Genomic DNA, 20522 nt, shown 5'->3' on the forward strand with positions numbered 1-20522 from the left:
CTAAAAAGGCAAGGTAAGAATGCTTCAATGTAAAAACTAACCATTCCTCCATCCTTTTCTAATACATCCACATTTTCGAAGCCGATTGTAACAGTCTGTAGAAACAGTTCGTCATAGTATGTCATGTTGAGAGGGCACGTTCCGCTTATCGGTGGATGCCTGCCGCGGGAACGGCCTCTGCTGACTTGGTCAAGAAGACCACTGGACCAAGTGGATCTTCGGCTCGCGCTGTGTCACCACCAAACGCTCCTCGTGACGACGTTAGAATATAGAGGAGAGAGATTGTGCCCTATGCAGATTCGCAGATTCAAAAGAACGGCACGGGCTGCGTTACTGTCGCTTGCGCGGAAAAGAGAATGTGCGCGAACAAGCGTTACTGACGGCGGCCTGCCAAAACATGAAAAAGATTGCCCTTCACCTATCCAGGGTGAGATAGGTGAAGGAGAGTCTTTTTCGGTGAAGGGCGGGCGAATACCAGGAGACTCCTGCGGAAAAACGGGCGACCCGAGACCCCGCAGTGTGGGTTTTCACGAGGAGGCTCGGGCGTTCGTCCGCGGAAAGCGAGTGGTATTCGACCGCACGAACTGCACAAAAAAACTTGCAGAAAAACATGGGGTTTCTCTACAAGCTGACGACAGCCATAGGGCTGTTGTTTTTATTTTACTTATCCTCTAAATCTACTTTCAGGGCTTCTGCCATAATTTTAGGAAGATCGGTGTTGTCGATCAGGCCGCTGAAGGAATTGGACTGAGGTCCGTAGGCATAAACTGGAATGTCTACACCTGTATGTCCAGTACTGGTCCATCCGACAAGGGCTTTATCACTCACATATTGGTTAATGGCAAGTTTTGGATCTTCAGATTCCTGGATTTTTTGAACATCTTCTTCGGACAAGTCAAATGGTGTTTGACTCTCTACGACTTCTTCAACGTTGGAACGATTTTCGTTTAATTCTTCAGCCATGAATGCACCTGTTGCTGTAACCTCTTTTACAAGCTCCGGCCTGGTGTCATACTCGCCATTAGATCCAACGGTCATACCGCCGGTTTCATGGTCACCGGCTATGACTACGAGAGTGTTTCCATCTTCTTCAGCAAATTCCATGGCCTTTTCCACTGCTTGTTCAAATGCTGCTGTATCCTTGAATGCCCAAGTGGGATCATTATCGTGGCCTGCCCAGTCAATTTGGCTGCCTTCAACCATTAGGAAGAACCCATCCTTGTCTTTTTCAAGGAGGTCAATTGCACGTTCGGTCATTTCTGAGAGACTTGGCTGTTCTGTATTTTCACGCTCCAGTTCGGGTTTTAAGGGGCCGTCTGCAAATAAACCTAGAAGCTTTTCCCCTTCTTCTACATCAATATCCTTGCCTTCCATTAAATCGCTGCGCGTTTCCACGTTTTTATAACCTGCTTCCTCCGCTTGCTCTAATAGATTCTCATCTTGCTGTTCGCCGCCTTCAGACGCTGGGAGGAAGAAATCTTTACCTCCACCAAGCATAACATCGACATCGTTATCCAGCATTTGCCTGGCGATTTCAGGCTGATGATCACGTGACTTTACATGGGAGGCAAATGCAGCGGGGGTCGCATGGGTAATCGTAGATGTTGCAACTAACCCTGTTGATTTCCCTTTGTCTTCTGAAGCCTCTAGGATTGTTTTCACTTTATTTCCGTCCTTATCTAAACCTATCGTACCATTGTTCGTTTTAACACTAGCTGCCATTGCTGTTCCGGCAGCAGCGGAGTCGGTTACCCTGGAATCATCTGAATAGGTTTTGTGCAGACCTTTCAAATGTTTATCCCAAACGGCATCTTCCCCCTTATACCATCGGTAGCTTGTAGCGTAATCCGTGTTAAAACCATCAGGAATCATAAAAATCACGTTGTCGACTTTTTCCTGGGGAGGACCCGCTTGGTCGGGGGTTTCTTTTCCGTCCCCTTCCTGCGCATCAGGTTGTTGAACACAGCCAACTCCTGCGCCCAAAATCAAACTTGCACTCATGATAAAAACACCGGCTTTTTTAAACATATGTACACGCCCTTTACTGATGTGATGCATCAACAGTATACCAAGTCCATCCTTCGTTAATTTTAACGAAGGATGAAATTCATTTAAAAATTTCATGTGATGTGTAAATATCAGACAGCTTTTGCGCAGGGATTAATCCCTGCACAAAATGTTTTTCTTCCTTTTAGCAGTTCTTATTGTTAGTAATATCAAGACTGAACTTTACCTAGGTGCAGACTTTGGAAGGAATGCTATAGGAGGAAGTAGTGGAGGGATTTTGTAAGTATTACAGGGTAATCTCCATGAGCAGCGCATTCATACAAGCGCATGGGCCTCTTGCAGATTTTTTACAAGGCAGGAGAAAAATAAAACACTCTTAGGAGGAGCGCCCGGTTGTTTATTTTGTTTACGGATAGATGCTATCCTGTGTTTGAATAGTTCCTGAACGTGTCTTAGTAACCCTTCTATAATGTTTCAAGATGAATGAGATACTTATCGGAGATTTGGTTGCAATTTCTAGTTGGGCATAGGTTTGATATGATTGAATGACTATTTATTGTTCATGAGCCATTGGTCAGATAAAGGTACTCGCTAAACTAAGGATTAAATGGAAGAAGTGTTCCAATGAAGAGTTCTTGTAAATACCCCTTGATCATCATTTACATGTTTTTGTTTAGTTATCCAGCAAGTATTTTTGAAGTTCCAAAGAATATCTATTTCATACTCATCGGGTTTCCATTACTATTGGGAGGTGTTTTGTTCATACATTTTTTATTTGAAAGGAACTCCTGACTCCATATACATAGGTTGAACATGTTTTTTTCTGTCCTGAGGGGGGGTTTTTAAATGTGGATCCTATTTGCCGTTATATCGATAGTGGCAACAATCATCAACGTATACCTGTATATAGCAGGAAAGGAATATAAGTTTGCTATGGCAGTTGGGTTGTCTTTCACTTCACTAACCCTCTGCGCTGAATACAGTCTTGTATCCCGGTGGGTGGCAGCGGAAGACTGGGCTGCTTTATTAGATGTCGTGCCCGGGATGAAAGAGGCGTTGTGGTCTTTGACAATTGTTTCTATCATACTGAATACAGCACCTGTACTGTTGGAAATGAAAAGGAAAACATAACCACTTTCCTATCCCTCTTTTAGATGGAAATAGGAAACATTAGTGGCATCTGCCCGATATGAAAAGAGGAACTTCCGAATGGGGGAGTTCCTCTTTTTATTTGAACATCCGCACCGAATGGAATAAAAGGGAATTATTCAGCTTCAAGAGTTTCCATGCAGCAATTCTTCTGTTTTATCCGCATCGATGGAAAGATAGCGGACTTTTTTTATATACCCGTCTTTTTTCAATTGACTCATCATCGCACTGGTCGTCTCTCTGGTGGCTCCGATCATGTTGGCGAGATCCTGGTGGGTGAGTTTCATTTCGATGGTCTGCCAGTTTTTCTTCCGGCGGCCGGTTTTCTGACTCAGCATGAGCAGCAGGTAAAGGAGCCGCTGCTTCACATCACTGAGGGCGATTTTTTCACTCAGGCTGTAAACATCCTTCAATCGGGAGGAGAGAATGTCAATCAGTTTCAGGGCTACGTGCGGATTCTCCTTGATGAAGCTTTCATAGTCCTCATGGCTGAGCGTACAGAGATACGTGTCGGTCATAGCTTCTGCATAGGTTTGATCATCCGTCAGACTGATGGTGGAGGTTTCTCCGAAAATGTTGCCGTCTACTAATATATCCACCGTAAACTGGCGGCCGTCTTCGTTCATGCGGTACAAGCGCACCTGTCCCTTCTTCAAAAGGAAAAGCACGTCCATAGGGTGATCAGGAGAAACAATCACCGTTCCTTTTTTTACGGGGCTCATTTCACTCATTTGATCAATACTCATTAATTCATCCTTGGATAGTTCTTCAAACAAACTGATCTGGGAAAGCAGGGTCAGCTTATCCATTCGTGTTCACCTCATATCTTCCCTGAAATTGAATCATGGTTAAGACAGGGAAATCTTTCTCTATGATAGCAGGATGGCAGAGACCTGGGCAATGTGCGGATCAGAGCATTGTCTGTTGTCCTGCAGGCGTGTTATTATTATACAACTTGACCAACTGGTTGGTATAACTGCAGGAAGGTGAGGCAGATGAGTGAAAAAAAACAACAAATCATAGGGGCAGCCGCTAAGCTGATTCATGCGAAAGGCTATGAGTCGACAAAGCTGAGTGACATTTTGGCAGCGTGCGGGATCGGCAAAGGCCAGTTTTATCATTATTTTACTTCGAAAAGAGAGCTTGGGCTGGCCATAGTCGATCATTATGCGCAGATGTGGCAGGACGAGCTGATTGAAGGCATTCTAAAATCCGGCCGATCCCCAGCGAGGAAAATGGAAGAAATGCTTCAGTGGGCGATTCAGTTTCATGAAACGCCGGAAAAGCTTCACGGTTGTCCGTTTGGAAATCTTGCGCTCGAGATGAGTGAGCATGATGAAGATTTCCGTGTGAAAATCAACCGTATTTTCTCTGACTGGATTGAAGAGCTGACACAGGTGATTGAAGCTCTTCAAGGTGAAAAGCAGGCAAGACAGAAAGCGCGGATGGTTGTCGCTCAGATTGAAGGGGCGATTCTTCTTATGAAGAACAATCAGGACTCCGAGGTTCTCCTTGATATTATTGAAGGCATCCGGCAGGAATATATCAGCAGCTCATAGAGGCTGCGGGTCTCTTTTTAATACATGGAAAATGGGAAACGCCCCCCTCCATGGTTCTTTCGCGATGGAAAAAGGCATACACTTTTCCATGAACCAGATGACAATGATTCTCAAATTCATTGACACACTATACGTAAGCCCATACACTAGATAGTAGGAAAATGATAGTTTTCTAAAAAATTCAACATCTATATATATGAATGAACACGAAGACCTATCTGAACGTTGAATGAGGTCTTTAGATAAAGTAGACGGTGTAAAGGTTTAGTGAGAAAAAAAGGAGAGGTCAGGTCATGGATACCTTATTGGCAAACAATCTCACACTTGGATATGGGGACTCGGTCATTATTGACTCTCTTGATGTGAAAATACCGAAAGGGAAAGTGACGGTCCTGATCGGAGGGAATGGTTGTGGCAAATCGACACTTCTCCGTTCGATGGCACGGCTGTTAAAGCCGAAATCCGGTCAGGTGGTACTCGATCAGAAGGATATTTCCAAAATGAGGACGAAGGACGTGGCCAAGAAGATGGCCATTCTTCCACAAAGTCCAACGACCCCTGAAGGATTAACTGTGTACCAGCTTGTGAAGCAGGGGCGTTATCCTTATCAGGGATTTGCTAAGCGCTGGTCGGATGATGACGAAGAAGCGGTTACGCGTGCGCTCAACGACACGAATCTTATGGAATTGAAGGACCGCTCTGTGGACTCCTTATCCGGAGGACAGCGGCAGCGTGCCTGGATTGCCATGACACTAGCTCAGGATACGGATACGCTCCTTCTTGATGAACCGACGACCTATCTGGATATGACCCATCAGATTGAAATTCTGGATCTTCTTTTCGATTTGAACCAGGATAATGGCCGGACGATTGTGATGGTTCTGCACGATATTAACCTGGCATGCCGGTATGCGGATCATATTATTGCAGTTAAGGATAAGACGGTTTATACACAGGGGCGTCCCGAGGATGTCGTGACCTGTGATATGATGCAGCATGTATTTGAAATGGTCTGTGATGTGAGGGAAGACCCTCTTTTCGGCACCCCGATGTGTATTCCACACGGAAAGGGACGTTGTCTGATTAAACAGGCACAGGCGGAAGCGCAGGCCCAGCAGAAACAAACCGTATAGATTTTAAAGCAGCCGGACGTTCGGCTGCTTTTTTTTGTGGCTGTTTTTTCTTTGGAACAAGGGGATTGGTTCATTTGAATAGAAGTGTACAGAAGAGACAGTAAAACCTTAGATATATGGAAGATTCATGTATAGGAAACAGGGAGGAATTAGGTGAAACAGATAGAAGAAGCAGAAGGTATGGGAACTATGGAGGGCATCAGCGGTCAGATTCCCTATGATGATCTGCTTCCCATGTTGATGAACGGGATTTCTGATTTTATATTTTTAATGGACGTAGAAGGCCCTCGTCGTTTCAAATACCGGTATATGAACAAGTCAGCTGTAAAGGGTTCCCTGGCCGGTGGCGCAGTGTGGAAAGGAAAATACATAGAAGAAGTACTGGATGAGAATGCAGCACCATCACTTATTGACGCGTACGAAGAAGCCGTTCAGAAAAAGGGTCCGGTTACGTACGAAGATCAGATCATGGTGAACGGGAAGGTGTTCCGGAGTCATTCGGTTTTGACACCAACGCTGAACGAAGAGGGGGACGTGACACATATTCTGGCGGTGACGCGAAACCTTACTGAGGTGATGGAAAAGGAAGAGGCGCTTGGAAGTATGAATGCGGTATACAAATCGTTGATGACAAATACGACGGATGCCGTTATCATCCTGGGTACAGATGGGAGCGTACTGGATGTGAACAAGGCTTTTACGGAGCTTTACGGTTTTTCGAAAGAAGATCTATCTGGAAGCTCCTATCCGTTTGTGCCGGAAGAATTGAGTGATGAAGCATGTGAACTCGTCCAGCAGGCATTGGCAGGACGTGGAACATCGGCCTGGACAACAACCCGGAAATCACGGGATGGTTCGCTGCTGGATGTGGCTGTCAGTGTTTCCCGCATCCAGAATGAAGAAGGGGAAACCATCGGGGTCAGTTCGATCATCCGGAATGTGACAGAGGAGAAGAATGAGGAGCTGAGACGGGAAAGCAGTCGATCACGCTACCGTTCCTTGTTTGAACACAATCCTCAGGCCATTTTAACACTGACCTTCCGCGGTACCATAACCAAAGCGAATCCGGCCAGCCTTGAAATGCTTGAAAAAGAAGGACATGAGGTGCTGCATACGTCCTTTATGGAATTGATTTCCAAAGAACAGGAAGGCGCTGTGCGAAAGGAAATTCATGGTTCATTCTTCGACACCGGCGGTCAGTTCCGGACAGTTGTGGATGTAGGAGGAGAGGAGAAAATCCTCCAGATCTCTTTAGTCCCGATTATCATTCAGAACAAGAAAGAAGGCATCTATGCCATCTTGGATGACATTACGGAAAAAGAAAAAGCTTATGAAGGAATGCGCCAGAGTCAGGAAAGTTTCCGCTTGATCGCTAATTACTCCAATGATTTGATTTCTGTCTTCTCTCCCAAAGGCGCTCTGATCTACGCCTCGCCTTCCCAACAGGAGTTTTTCGGGGAAGATCCTATGAGCTGGTCCAGAGAAAGCCTGATGCAGAAGGTTGAACGTGGAGATCTGAGCCGTCTGACGGACCGTTTTATCAAGAGCTGCCGAACCAAAGAAGGATTCACCATTACAGTGAAGTTGACAAGCTTCAACGGTGAACCTGTCTGGTTTGAGTGCCGCGCAACCCCTGTCATTGATGATGATCATGAAGTCAGTCACATCGTCGTAGTGGCCCGGGACATATCGGAACAGAAAAGTTATGAAGAGAAGCTGGAGAGGTTCGCCTATTATGATTATTTAACCGGTCTTCCCAACCGTCTTCTTTTTGAGGAGAACGTATGGAAAGCTGTTGAAAAGGGGCAGCGGACAGGACAGGCGTTTGCGATTTTATATTTGGATGGTGACGGCTTCAAAGGCATCAACGATCAATATGGCCACGACATGGGTGATGAATTTTTACGGGAGGTTGGAAAACGGCTCCGTTCCTGTATTCGAGGAGGCGACTCTGTGGCGAGAATCGGCGGGGATGAGTTTTCCGTCCTGGTTGAAGAGCTGAAGGACCGCCGTCTGATTCGTGATGTATCGAATAGATTGTTAAATGAGCTTCGTGAACCTTACTATGTCAGAGGAATGGAAATCCGGACGTCTTTTTCCATCGGTGTGGCCTGCTTTCCGGAGGACGGAGAAACGCATGAAGGGTTGTTCCGAGCTGCTGATACAGCCTTATACAAAGGTAAAAAGAAAGGGAAAAACCAAGTGCTGTTTTTTGAAGATCTATAGGAAAAGGAGTCCGTAATGGACTCCTTTATTGTGGGATATTTGTCAGGTTATCAATGATATAAGTGGGTTCGATGCCGAGTTCCGGCCACTTTTGTTCCTTCCGGTTCACCCAGGCGGTATGGAACCCGTAGGAAGTGGCTCCAGTGATGTCCCATGGATTGCTGGAGAAGAATAGAATTTCTTCTTTTTTCAGTCCGAGTTTTTCCTGAGCATACGCGTAAGCTTCCGGATGCGGTTTGTACACCTGGACATCATCGGCACTCAGCAGCTGGAAGGTATCGGACAGCTGGTTATTTTCAAGGAGCGGTTCAAGCATGGATGTCGTTCCATTTGAAAAGATGGTGAACGTCTTGTCCGGATGCTTTTCGCTCATAGAAGCAACTTCTTCATAAGGGGAAAGGTGCTGATATTCCTCCATCAGCTCACTCACGACCTCTTCTTTCACTTCCACACCACTTGTGGACAGGGCATCAAGAAGCGCCCATCTTGTAATATCCGTAAAAGGACGGTAATCTTGAATCAGTTGACGGACAAGGAAATAATGAATCTGGTTACTGCGCCATTTCTGACTGATGGCTTCTCCTTTTTCCGGATAGAACTGATGAATTTTTTCCATCACGCTGTGCACGTCAAAGACTGTGCCGTACGCGTCAAAAACGTAAGCTTTATACATAACTTCGACTCCTTTCCATGTTGTATGTTTCCCTCGCGGCTGAAAGGATAAACAATGGTCGAGAGAAGATAAGGGAGATGAACGCATGAACACGTTACACCATGGATACTGGACCTTTTTCGCCACCCGGAAAAAGAAATATACCGGGTGGTTCGTGTTCGGGAGTATCCTTCCAGACATCGTTTATTATGTCATGTTTTTATATTTGAGCGTAAGTAGAAGGGCCTGGGAGGTAGCGGATGATGAGAACCCGATGCGCTCGCTGTTCCGTCTGGTCTACGATCTATTTGAACACCCGGTCGTCTTTATCCTGCGCCAGGCCGGTCATTCTGTTTTCGTCTGGGCAGTGGTTTTTATCGTGCTGCTCGTTTGGAAAGGGAGGAAATTGAACGCATGGACAGCCCTCGCCTATGGGTGGCTCGGGCATATCGTTCTGGACCTGCTCACCCATGTGGAGGATGCTGTGCCGATGTTTTACCCAGTGAGCAGCTACACGTTCCGTGGACCTGTTTCCTATTGGGACGATGACTACCATGCCGCGGCTTTTTCCCTTGTTAATACGACGCTCATCGTCCTCTCACTTCTCTATATGTTCGTGAAAAAAGTGAAGGACAAACGTTCGTTCACAAAAAGTTCATGAGAGTTGGGTGCGCTTTCCTTTATCGAATCCACTGTTTTCATGATATGATTTACATGTAATTCTTCTGTTACATGTCATGATCTAAATAGAGAAAGGGTAAGACGATGAAGAAATTTTCTATTCTTACAACGTTTGTCACGTTCCTCGCCCTTATCCTGGGAAATCTTGTCGTTGCGACAGACTCCGGGGATGCGTGTGGAACGTCATGGCCGTTTTGTAATGACCGGATCATTCCTGATTTCACGGATTATCACGTCATTATCGAATATTCCCACCGGTTGATGGTGCCGCTGCTTATTGTACTGACGGGCCTCAATGCGATAGGAGCCATTTATAAGTACCGAAAAAATAAATCTGTATTTGTTCTCGCTGTTCTCAGCCTGGCGCTGCTCGTTCTTCAGTCCATTATTGGCGGATTGAACGTGCTGCTTGGAACACCGCCTGGATTTACGACCTTTGATGTCACATTCAGCCAGCTTCTTTTAGTCGTCCTTGTGCTGCTGAGCTACAGTCTGCATGAGACGAAAATTGAGCTGGACAGGAGCCGCTGGTCCTCCATTGCGATGAGTTACCGGACGTTTCTGATCGGTTATGGGCTGTATGTCCTGCAGGTGATTTTAGGCGCCTTCTTCAAACACAGCCGTGCCAGCAATGTGATGATGGACATTCCTGCTGTGGAGTATTTGATTACGAGTGAATCCATGGCGAATGCTGTCTACTCGCTTCACTGGGTGGCGACGGTCGTCATTATTGTAGCCGCTGTTTATTTTGTCATTTACGCATCCAGGTTCAAATATCACATCTCGCTGTCGTGGTTGTATTTGATTTCAATCCTGATGAATGCGGCCGTTGGATTCATTATTGTAGTGACAGGGAATGTCGTACTGGCATCCTCCATCCATATGATCATCTCCACGATAACGATGACCATTGGCGCCTGTATCCTTGGCGGGTACTGGTTCAAACTTCAGAAAAAGTCCTTAACGGTAGAATAAAAGCACGAGCGGATGCGTCCGCTCGTGCTTTTTTGTGAGGATTTATTGAAACAGCTGCTGGATTTCTTCTTCGCTCAGCGATGTAAGCATCGATTCTCCAGGCTGGATGATCTGATCGACGAGGTCGCGTTTTTTCTGTTGAAGCTGATAAATCCGCTCCTCGATCGTTCCTTCGGATATCATCCGGATCACCTGGACGACTTTTTCCTGACCGATCCGATGGGCCCGGCCGGCTGCCTGTTCTTCAATAGCCGGGTTCCACCAAAGATCATAAAGGATGACCGTATCGGCGCCGGTCAGATTGAGTCCGGTCCCACCGGCTTTCAAGGAGATAAAGAAAGCGTCTTTTTCTCCGTTGTTGAAGGCTTCGACCATGTCCATCCGTTTTTCTGATTTTGTACTTCCATCTAAATAGAAGGCATCCAGGCCGTTGTCAGTCAGCTCTTTGTGCATCAGGGTCAGCATGCTGGAAAACTGCGAGAAAATCAGCATCCGGTGGCCGCCGGCTTTCATTTCCTCCGCCAGTTCTTTCAATTGTTCCAGCTTTCCGGACTGTCCTTCGTAATTTTCAAGAAACAGGGCGGGATGACAGCAGATCTGTCTGAGACGTGTAAGACCTGCAAGGATTTCCAGTTTTCCGCGCTGAATTCCTTTCGTTGCGATGGTTTCCTGGATATCGTTTTGGATTCGTTCTAAATAAGCCAGGTACACCTCTTTTTGTTCACGGGTCAGCTCGGAGTATTGAACCGAATCAATTTTGTCCGGAAGTTCATCAAGCACTTCGGTTTTCATCCGTCTCAGAATAAACGGGCGTGTCATTTGTGAGATTTTTGCCGGTTTCAGCTGCGTGAACTTCTTCTTACTCGTAAAGAATCCGGGCATAATGGCGCGGAACAGCGACCACAGTTCCTGCAGCGAGTTTTCGATCGGCGTTCCGCTCAAGGCAAACCGGTGTCTCGCACGCAAGGACCGGACGGAAGAGGCTGTTTTCGTTGATTCGTTTTTGATGGCCTGGGACTCATCAAGGACCATGACATGAAAGTCCTTATCTTCGTAGTGCTTAATATCCTGACGGAGCAGGGGATAAGAGGTGATCCACACATCTTTACCCTCCGCCTGTTCAAAGGCGGCCTGGCGTTCTGAAGGGTCACCGGTCATCACCTGCACCGTGAGGGACGGGGCGAATTTTTCGAGCTCCTTTTTCCAGTTGTAAACAAGGGAGGCTGGAGCGACGATAACAGCTGGAGCGGTTAAGGATCCCTCCTGCTTTTCATCGAGAATGTAAGAGATCGTCTGCAGCGTCTTGCCAAGCCCCATATCGTCAGCGAGGACGCCGCCGAGTCCGTAATGACTGAGCATCTTCATCCACCGGAAACCCGTCAGCTGATACGACCGAAGATCTGCCTGCAGATTCTCGGGTGGATCAATCTCAAAGGACTGGGGGGACCGGAGCCGGGTGACCAGTTCTTCATAACGGTTGCTGCGGTCGGAAAGGTTCGTGTCCAGCGTTTCATCCACCTGCAGGCTTCGTGCAGCGGCAACTTGAAAATGGTTGTCCTCCACATCTCCGGTGGTTAAGTTCAAGTCCTCCACAAGTCGTTGGAAACGCTCAAATGAATCAGAGGTCAAGGACATCAGCGCCCCATCGGATAATCGGTAGTACTTTTTCCGTTCAATGACCGCCTTTAAAGCTTCTGTTACATCGTCCGTACTGATGCCTTCGATGGCAAAGCTGATATCGAGCCAGCTGCCATCGGATTCAAGGTCAATGGACGCCTGCAGTTCATGCTGCTGATCATCAAACAGTGACCGGACCGCTCCGGATAAGAATACGTCACTGTATTTCTTTAAAGAAGGCAGGTATTGATAGAGGAACGTTTCCAATCGATCCTCGTCTTCTAAATACACCATCTCCCCGTCGAATTTAAATTCGGCGGATTCAATAATCTGCATGATGTTCTGTTCCGTCTCAAAGTCGCGTTGAACAATGGTCTGTCCGGGGCGTTCCTTATCATTAAAAGGGTCAATGACAAGGTCGCCGTAATGAAATTTCACATCGATCGTTAATGTCCACTGTTGGAAATCAAGATACACTTCAGCCCTGAGATCTTCCTGGTTGATTTTCTGCTGGGCGGACGTGTCCAGATTCACATCCGCAATCGTTGCCAGTTCCGGCAGGACGTACGAAACGATCCCTTCCATATCATTATGGCTGATCGTATGGCTGCCGTTGGAGTTGTAGGGAAGGATGGAATACAGCGTCCGGATCACTTCCTCCTTTTCCTGAGCGACGGGATAGAAGTTTCCTTCCTTATAAAGCAGGTGGTAATCAGATAAATAATCATAATCCTTTAAATGGTTCATATGCATGTGGAAATGTCCGCGCTCTTCCGATACATAAAACGTTAAATCAGGAAAAGACTCTTCGTAATGGAGTGGACCCGCCTGGCTGCCGCGTTCGATGACCTCCGTCTCCTGCTTTTCAAGCAGGGGCAGAAGCTGGTGGACGAGGGCGGGGGAGATTTTCAAGATTTTCTGTTCAGCGGTATTCCACTGCTGCTCAAAAAACTGCTCCTGCTCATACGCCCTTTGAAGCAGCTGGAATATGGCCTGATCCTCTTCCGAAAACGTATGTTCAGCAGGATCGTACGTAAACGATTTGGTCAGGCGGTAGGGCTGCTGCTTTCGGATGTACTCCAGCAGTTCACGGATATTTTTAATAACGTAGGGGTATTTCTCTCCAAGCTTTAATTCAATCCCGAGGCTGCGTGTGCCGAGAATGGATTGAATATGCAGGGAATATTGAATGCGCAGCGGCTTTTTCGTGTCCATCCCTGTACGGCTTTCCTGTTTTTGACGGAAGGCTTCGAATAGACTGACCGCAAACATCCGGTCCTGGCTTGTCGTCCTGGGCGAACGGTTCCGGCCTTTGTCAGCCAGTTTCGGAGCAAGCTCCTCCAGGGCTCTTTCGCGGATGGCAATCAGTACCGCAGCAATGTGCTTGCACGTATAATAGGTGGAGTAGGCGGCACACTCACACGTGGCCTCCACATCATCATCCTCAAAAAAGAAGACGCGCACCTCATAATCATGAGTGCCCGCAACAACAGCGCGCCAGGAATGGATAGCGCTGTTATGGGAAAGTCCGTACACTTTGCCGGATTCAAAATATTGTTTTCCTCGTGAATAAAAGGCTTCACCGGTAATTTTCTTTATATCTTTCGGTTGTAATAAGTAGCTCTGCATACTTGGCATCCTTACTCTCAGTTTTAGTTTCATTATAACAGGTTTAAGCGGTCCAGGAGAACGCCCCTGCCTTTGGAATCCTGTCCGGGTGATTGATTTTAATGGTTGGTTATGCTAACTTTCAATGTATCATATAAAAAATACGAGGAAGGCGCTTATAAGTCTGAGCGCTTTTTTTATGGAGTGAATCAGATCATGTAGGACGTATATCCTTTCCACCCCATTCATATAGAAATTTTTAATACGACGGAGGATATCACGATGAATGATATACAAAATGAAATGAAAAAACGCCGCACGTTTGCTATTATCTCCCACCCGGACGCCGGTAAAACGACGATGACGGAGAAAATGCTTTTACTGGGTAACTTGATCCGTTCTGCGGGTACAGTCAAAGGGAAAAAAACCGGAAAATTCGCCACATCCGACTGGATGGAAATTGAGAAACAGCGTGGAATTTCCGTAACTTCCAGTGTGATGAACTTCCCTTATAAAGACTATCAAGTCAATATCCTCGACACACCTGGTCACGAAGACTTCAGTGAGGATACGTACCGGACGCTGACAGCCGTAGACAGTGTGGTCATGGTTATTGACGGAACAAAAGGAATCGAAGCGCAGACCTTGAAGCTGTTTAAAGTGTGTAAGATGCGTGGGATTCCGATCTTCACTTTCATTAACAAAATGGACCGGGAAGGCCGCGAGCCGTTTGAACTGATGGAAGAAATCGAAGAAACGCTGAATATCGAAACCTATCCCATGACATGGCCGGCCGGAATGGGCAAGCGTTTCCTTGGTGTGTTTGACCGCCAGAACGAGCAGTTTGTCCAGTACACAGGGAATGAGGAAGAAGAATATATTCCTTATGCTGAACTTGATCAGCATCCTGAGCTGACCGAAAACGCGACGTATAAGGAAGCGGAAGAAGAAATGATGCTTGTGGATGAAGCCGGGGAAGATTTCGATATGGATAAAGTCATGCGCGGTGAACAGACCCCTGTCTTCTTCGGGAGTGCCCTGGCCCCGTTCGGTGTGGAAACATTCTTCAACAGCTTCATTGATATGGCACCGGAGCCTGCGCCAAGGAAGTCGACAGAAGGCGTCGTTTCACCGGATCATGAAGAGTTCTCCGGATTCATCTTTAAAATCCAGGCCAATATGAACCCGCAGCACCGTGACCGTGTAGCTTTCGTGCGTATCTGCTCAGGCAAGTTCGAGCGTGGGATGAACGTGACACTCTCCCGGACAGGGAAAACCTTTAAACTTGCCCAGTCCCAGCAGTTTGTTGCTTCCTCAAGAGGAACGGTTGAAGAGGGCTACGCCGGAGATATCATCGGCATTTATGATCCGAACGTCTACCGGATCGGTGACACGATCGTTACAGGGAAATCCAGGTTCCAGTATGATGAACTGCCGCAGTTCCCGCCTGAAATCTTTAAAAAGGTGACCGCAAAAAACGTCATGAAGTCCAAACAGTTCCGTAAAGGGCTCGAGCAGCTCGTGCAGGAAGGAGCGATCCAGCTGTTCAAACGCTATCGCTTTGAGGATTACATCATCGGAGCGGTCGGTGAACTTCAATACGAAGTGTTCGAATACCGCATGAAAAATGAGTACAATGTGGATATTGAATTGACACAGCTCGGGGAAAGGATCCCACGCTGGTTGAATGAGGATCAGGTGGATGAATCATTGTTCGATGAACGGAACATGCTTGCCGAAGACCGGGAAGGCAATCCGCTTGTCCTGTTCAAAAATGACTTCTCCCTCCGTTGGTTCAAAGATAAGAATCCGGATATTGAACTGACCGATTTATTTGAAGTGAACCAGTACAACCAGACATTCGAAAATTAATCAATGAGCACTCTGCGCTGAGCAGAGTGCTTTTTATATGACTGAACATGGGTATAATGAATGGTTAGAAAGATCTTTCGAGCATCCGGAACCGAATGTTTGTTCGATGGATGTTAGAATGATAAACTGATGTGGTAAACTAATGTGTAACTAGTAAGGAACGGAGGTTTTCGTCGTGGATGAGAAGTTTGAGTTAGTTTCGAAATTTTCCCCACAGGGAGATCAGCCGAAAGCCATTGAAAAAATGGTCGAGGGGATCCAGAACGGGAAAAAGCACCAGACACTTCTGGGCGCAACAGGTACCGGAAAAACGTTTACGATGTCCAATGTCATTGCACAGGTGAACAAACCGACCTTAATTATTGCCCATAACAAAACATTGGCTGGACAGCTGTACAGTGAATTCAAGGAATTCTTTCCCAACAATGCTGTCGAGTACTTTGTCAGCTATTATGATTACTATCAGCCGGAAGCGTATGTTCCCTCTTCCGATACCTTCATAGAAAAAGACGCCAGCATCAATGATGAGATTGATAAGCTTCGACACTCGGCTACCTCATCGTTGTTCGAACGCAATGATGTCATCATCGTTGCCAGTGTCTCCTGCATTTACGGCCTCGGTTCTCCAGAAGAATACCGGAGCCAGGTGCTTTCCGTCCGTTCCGGTATGGAAAAGGACAGAGATCAGCTTCTCCGCGAGCTTGTAGATATTCAATATGCCCGTAACGACATCGATTTCCAACGCGGAACGTTCCGTGTCCGCGGAGATTCTGTAGAAATCATCCCCGCCTCCAGAGAAGAGCATGCCATTCGTGTGGAGTTTTTCGGAGATGAGATCGACCGGATTCGTGAGGTGGATGTGTTGACGGGTGAAGTGACAGGTGAACGAGAGCATGTCGCCATCTTCCCGGCTTCCCACTTCGTCACACGTGAAGCAAAATTGAAAAAAGCCATTGCCAACATTGAAGCAGAAATGGAAGCGCGTGTAAAAGAACTGCGTGACCAGGAAAAGCTGCTGGAAGCCCAGCGTCTTGAGCAGCGGACGAACTATGATCTGGAAATGATGAGAGAGATGGGATTCTGTTCCGGTATCGAGAACTACTCCCGTCACTTGACGTTCCGCGAAGAAGGCGCGACACCTTATACGCTGCTTGACTTCTTTCCCGACGATTTCTTAATTATGGTTGATGAGTCGCACGTGACCCTTCCCCAGGTAAGAGGGATGTACAACGGGGACCGTGCCCGTAAGCAGGTGCTGGTTGATCACGGGTTCCGACTTCCATCGGCTCTTGATAACCGGCCGCTCATGTTCCCTGAATTTGAGGAGCATATCAACCGGATCGCTTATGTATCGGCAACACCTGGACCTTATGAGATTGAACATACCCCTGAAATGATCGAACAGATCATCCGGCCGACAGGACTGCTTGATCCTGAAATTGAAGTACGCCCGATCCACGGTCAGATTGATGATCTTGTCGGGGAGATTAATAAGCGGAAAGATGAGGGCGAGCGCGTCCTTGTTACGACCCTGACGAAGAAAATGTCCGAGGATCTGACGGCGTACTTGAAGGACCTCGGGATTAAGGTGGCGTATCTTCACTCGGAGATTAAAACACTGGAGCGTATTGAAATCATCCGTGATCTGCGGGTCGGTAAATACGATGTCATTGTAGGAATCAACCTGCTGCGTGAAGGTCTGGACATTCCTGAAGTGTCACTCGTTACCATTTTGGACGCGGATAAGGAAGGCTTCCTGCGTTCCGACCGCTCTCTGATTCAGACGATCGGCCGTGCTGCACGTAACGAAAAAGGCAGAGTCATCATGTACGCGGATAAGATGACGAAATCCATGCAGTATGCTATCGATGAAACCTACCGCCGTCGTGAAAAACAGATGGCTTACAATGAAGAGCACGGCATTACACCACAGACCATTAAGAAAGAGGTCCGTGATGTGATTAAGGCAACCGCCGTCGCTGAAGAAGATATCAGCTATGAGACAGGCAAGAAGCCTTCAGAAATGACGAAGAAGGAACGTCAGGAAATGATCGACAATATGGAAACAGAAATGAAGCAGGCTGCGCGTGACCTCGACTTTGAACGGGCCGCTGAGCTGCGCGACATTCTGCTGGAATTAAAAGCGGAGGGATGATGGAGTATGCCCAGTAAACATATCAGCGTTCGGGGAGCCCGTGCCCACAATTTAAAAAATATAGATATTGATATCCCGAAGAATAAACTCGTCGTCATGACGGGTTTATCCGGGTCCGGAAAATCATCACTGGCTTTTGATACGATTTATGCGGAAGGACAGCGTCGTTATGTAGAGTCCTTAAGTGCTTATGCCCGTCAGTTTCTCGGACAGATGGACAAGCCGGATGTAGACTCGATTGAAGGTCTGTCGCCGGCCATTTCCATCGATCAGAAAACGACAAGCCGAAATCCGCGTTCCACGGTCGGAACGGTAACGGAGATCTACGACTATCTCCGTCTGTTATTTGCCAGGATCGGACGCCCGACCTGTCCGAACCACGGCATTGAAATCAGTTCCCAGACCGTCCAGCAGATGGTGGATCGTTTGATGGAATATCCGGAGCGCACGAAAATGCAGATTCTTGCCCCGGTCGTTTCCGGTCGTAAGGGTGAGCATGTGAAAGTGTTTGAGCAGCTCCAGAAGGAAGGGTATATCCGCCTTCGTGTCGATGGGGAAATGCGGGAAATTTCCGAGGAAATAAAACTCGAAAAAAACAAAAAGCATTCCATTGAAGTGGTCATCGACCGGATTGTCATTAAAGACAGTGTCGAAGGACGTCTGTCAGATTCGTTGGAAACAGCGTTGAATCTTGGGAATGGGAACACGATTGTCGATGTCATCGGAGAAGAAGAACTTACATTCAGCGAGCATCATGCCTGCCCGATCTGTGGATTCTCCGTCAGTGAACTGGAGCCGAGGATGTTCTCCTTCAACAGTCCGTATGGTGCCTGCAGCCGCTGTGATGGACTCGGCACTCAGCTGGAAGTGGACATTGATCTTGTCATTCCGGACTGGGGACGCTCCCTGAATGAACATGCGATTGCTGCATGGGAACCTCAGAGCTCCCAGTATTACCCGCAGCTTCTGAAAAGCGTAGCGGACCATTACGGCATTGATATGGACAAACCGTTCCGTGATCTTCCAGAAGAGCATAAAGAACGTATTCTTTATGGTAGTGGCGATGAAAAAGTCTACTTCCGCTATGAAAATGACTTCGGCAAAGTACGTGAGAACGAAATTTTCTTCGAGGGTGTCATTCCGAACATTTCCCGCCGGTACAGAGAAACGAGTTCCGATTATATCCGTGAACAGATGGAGAAATACATGGCGCAGAAGCCGTGTCCGAAATGTAAAGGCAACCGCTTGAATGAAGAGGCTCTGTCTGTCTTGATCAACGGCAGCCATATTGGTACAACCACTGATTTTTCCGTAACAGAGGCCAAAGAATTTTTTGAGTCTGTGGAACTGACGGAAAAAGAAGAAACGATCGCCCGGATGATTTTGAAGGAAATCTGTGAACGACTCAGCTTCCTTGCCAATGTCGGCCTGGACTATTTAACGCTGTCCCGTTCTGCGGGTACGCTGTCTGGCGGTGAAGCCCAGCGGATCAGGCTGGCGACTCAGATCGGTTCCGCCCTCACCGGCGTTCTTTATGTTCTGGATGAGCCTTCCATCGGTCTGCATCAGCGGGATAATGATCGTCTGATCAATACGCTGAAGCGGATGCGCGACCTGGACAATACTCTGATTGTCGTGGAACACGATGAAGATACCATGCTCGCTGCGGACTACTTGATCGATATCGGACCAGGTGCAGGTGCCCACGGCGGAAATATCGTCACTCAGGGGACACCGAAACAGGTCATGAAAAACCGCAAGTCCCTGACAGGCCAGTATTTATCCGGCCGGCAGTTTATTCCCCTGCCTTCTGAACGGCGGAAATCCGACGGGCGCTCCTTGAAAGTGAAAGGAGCGGAAGAAAACAACCTGAAAAAAGTGAATGCCGATATTCCGCTCGGGGTCTTCACGGCTGTGACAGGAGTTTCCGGGTCGGGGAAAAGTACACTCATCAACGAAATCCTCTATAAGACGCTGTCTATGAAGCTTCATAACGGAAAGCAGAAACCTGGACAGCATAAAGCTGTCGAAGGCATAGAGCACCTGGACAAGGTGATTGATATCGACCAGTCACCAATTGGAAGAACACCAAGATCCAATCCAGCGACCTATACAGGCGTCTTTGATGATATCCGTGATGTGTTTGCACAGACGAATGAAGCGAAAATCCGCGGGTACAAAAAAGGCCGCTTCAGTTTCAACGTCAAGGGTGGACGATGTGAAGCCTGCCGCGGAGACGGAATCATTAAAATTGAAATGCACTTCCTTCCCGATGTCTATGTTCCCTGTGAAGTCTGTGACGGTAAACGGTACAACAGAGAAACGCTGGAAGTGAAGTATAAAAACAAGAGCATCGCCGATGTTCTGGCAATGACGATTGAAGAAGCGCTGGAGTTCTTCGCCAACATTCCGAAAATTAAGCGCAAACTGCAGACGGTTGCCGATGTCGGTCTGGAATATATTAAACTCGGCCAGCCGGCTACCACATTGTCCGGCGGGGAAGCCCAGCGTGTGAAACTGGCGAGTGAACTGCACCGCCGGTCCAACGGAAAATCCTTCTACATTTTGGATGAGCCGACGACCGGTCTTCATGTCGATGATATTTCCCGTCTCCTGAAAGTTCTCCAGCGTCTCGTTGATAATGGGGATTCGGTGCTTGTCATTGAACACAACCTTGATGTCATCAAAGAAGCAGATCACATTATTGATCTAGGACCGGAAGGCGGCGGAAATGGCGGACGGATTATTGCAAGTGGCACGCCTGAACACGTCGCTGAGCAGGAGGATTCCTACACAGGGCGGTATTTGAAGCCCGTTCTGGAGAGAGACCGTGAGCGTATGGAAAAGCAGATGGACAGTCGCGAACAAGTGGCCGGCAAGTAGATGTT

13 protein-coding genes and 1 pseudogene are annotated in these 20522 nt (G+C 47.4%); 10 read left to right on the forward strand and 4 right to left on the reverse strand.

The window, feature by feature from the left end; translation table 11 throughout:
• Positions 1 to 298: 298 nt before the first annotated feature.
• Positions 299 to 436 (forward strand): annotated as a pseudogene (locus ACXAJH_RS11505) (transposase); the annotation flags it as partial.
• 224 nt (positions 437 to 660) lie between these two features.
• Here the strand turns inward: ACXAJH_RS11505 and ACXAJH_RS11510 are convergent.
• On the reverse strand, positions 661 to 2028 hold the full coding sequence (locus ACXAJH_RS11510; protein ID WP_474994042.1) for an alkaline phosphatase: 1368 nt from the start codon (positions 2026 to 2028) through the stop codon (positions 661 to 663).
• Between the two features lie 825 nt (positions 2029 to 2853).
• Here ACXAJH_RS11510 and ACXAJH_RS11515 point away from each other — a divergent pair.
• Positions 2854 to 3138, forward strand: coding sequence for a hypothetical protein (locus ACXAJH_RS11515; RefSeq protein ID WP_474969409.1), 285 nt, complete (start codon positions 2854 to 2856; stop codon positions 3136 to 3138).
• A 143-nt stretch (positions 3139 to 3281) separates the two neighbouring features.
• On the opposite strand, the gene ACXAJH_RS11520 is transcribed toward ACXAJH_RS11515, so the two are convergent.
• Positions 3282 to 3965, reverse strand: coding sequence for a Crp/Fnr family transcriptional regulator (locus tag ACXAJH_RS11520; RefSeq protein WP_474969408.1), 684 nt, complete (start codon positions 3963 to 3965; stop codon positions 3282 to 3284).
• Between the two features lie 186 nt (positions 3966 to 4151).
• On the opposite strand from ACXAJH_RS11520, the gene ACXAJH_RS11525 reads away from it, so the two are divergent.
• The 3 genes from ACXAJH_RS11525 to ACXAJH_RS11535 all read left to right on the forward strand — a co-directional run bounded on the left by ACXAJH_RS11525 (position 4152) and on the right by ACXAJH_RS11535 (position 8074).
• The gene (locus ACXAJH_RS11525) at positions 4152 to 4715 is read left to right on the forward strand and encodes a TetR/AcrR family transcriptional regulator (protein WP_474994044.1); all 564 of its coding nucleotides are present in this window, start codon (positions 4152 to 4154) and stop codon (positions 4713 to 4715) included.
• A 293-nt stretch (positions 4716 to 5008) separates the two neighbouring features.
• Positions 5009 to 5848: an ABC transporter ATP-binding protein gene (locus tag ACXAJH_RS11530; protein WP_027956280.1), complete on the forward strand. Its 840-nt coding sequence runs from the start codon at positions 5009 to 5011 to the stop codon at positions 5846 to 5848.
• Between the two features lie 153 nt (positions 5849 to 6001).
• Positions 6002 to 8074: a PAS domain S-box protein gene (locus ACXAJH_RS11535; protein WP_474994046.1), complete on the forward strand. Its 2073-nt coding sequence runs from the start codon at positions 6002 to 6004 to the stop codon at positions 8072 to 8074.
• Positions 8075 to 8099: 25 nt separating this feature from the next.
• Here the strand turns inward: ACXAJH_RS11535 and ACXAJH_RS11540 are convergent, their stop codons facing one another.
• The gene (locus tag ACXAJH_RS11540; RefSeq protein WP_027956282.1) at positions 8100 to 8747 is read right to left on the reverse strand and encodes a haloacid dehalogenase type II; all 648 of its coding nucleotides are present in this window, start codon (positions 8745 to 8747) and stop codon (positions 8100 to 8102) included.
• 85 nt (positions 8748 to 8832) lie between these two features.
• On the opposite strand from ACXAJH_RS11540, the gene ACXAJH_RS11545 reads away from it, so the two are divergent.
• Both ACXAJH_RS11545 and ACXAJH_RS11550 read left to right on the forward strand, forming a co-directional pair.
• Positions 8833 to 9387 carry a metal-dependent hydrolase gene (locus ACXAJH_RS11545; protein ID WP_474969405.1) on the forward strand — a complete coding sequence of 185 codons (555 nt, stop codon included), beginning with the start codon at positions 8833 to 8835 and terminating at the stop codon, positions 9385 to 9387.
• 104 nt (positions 9388 to 9491) lie between these two features.
• Positions 9492 to 10382: a COX15/CtaA family protein gene (locus ACXAJH_RS11550; protein ID WP_027956284.1), complete on the forward strand. Its 891-nt coding sequence runs from the start codon at positions 9492 to 9494 to the stop codon at positions 10380 to 10382.
• A 42-nt stretch (positions 10383 to 10424) separates the two neighbouring features.
• Here ACXAJH_RS11550 and ACXAJH_RS11555 read toward each other — a convergent pair whose 3' ends face one another.
• Complete coding sequence (locus ACXAJH_RS11555; RefSeq protein WP_474969404.1) at positions 10425 to 13628, reverse strand: DEAD/DEAH box helicase; 3204 nt, start codon at positions 13626 to 13628, stop codon at positions 10425 to 10427.
• 261 nt (positions 13629 to 13889) lie between these two features.
• On the opposite strand from ACXAJH_RS11555, the gene ACXAJH_RS11560 reads away from it, so the two are divergent.
• The 3 genes from ACXAJH_RS11560 to uvrA all read left to right on the forward strand — a co-directional run bounded on the left by ACXAJH_RS11560 (position 13890) and on the right by uvrA (position 20517).
• The gene (locus ACXAJH_RS11560) at positions 13890 to 15479 is read left to right on the forward strand and encodes a peptide chain release factor 3 (protein WP_474969403.1); all 1590 of its coding nucleotides are present in this window, start codon (positions 13890 to 13892) and stop codon (positions 15477 to 15479) included.
• A 175-nt stretch (positions 15480 to 15654) separates the two neighbouring features.
• Positions 15655 to 17634, forward strand: a complete 1980-nt coding sequence (gene uvrB / locus ACXAJH_RS11565) for an excinuclease ABC subunit UvrB (protein WP_474969402.1) — start codon at positions 15655 to 15657, stop codon at positions 17632 to 17634.
• A gap of 6 nt (positions 17635 to 17640) precedes the next feature.
• Positions 17641 to 20517 carry an excinuclease ABC subunit UvrA gene (gene uvrA / locus ACXAJH_RS11570; protein WP_474994048.1) on the forward strand — a complete coding sequence of 959 codons (2877 nt, stop codon included), beginning with the start codon at positions 17641 to 17643 and terminating at the stop codon, positions 20515 to 20517.
• Positions 20518 to 20522 lie beyond the last annotated feature (5 nt).

The organism is Halobacillus sp. ABD4_316 (genome assembly GCF_056161385.1).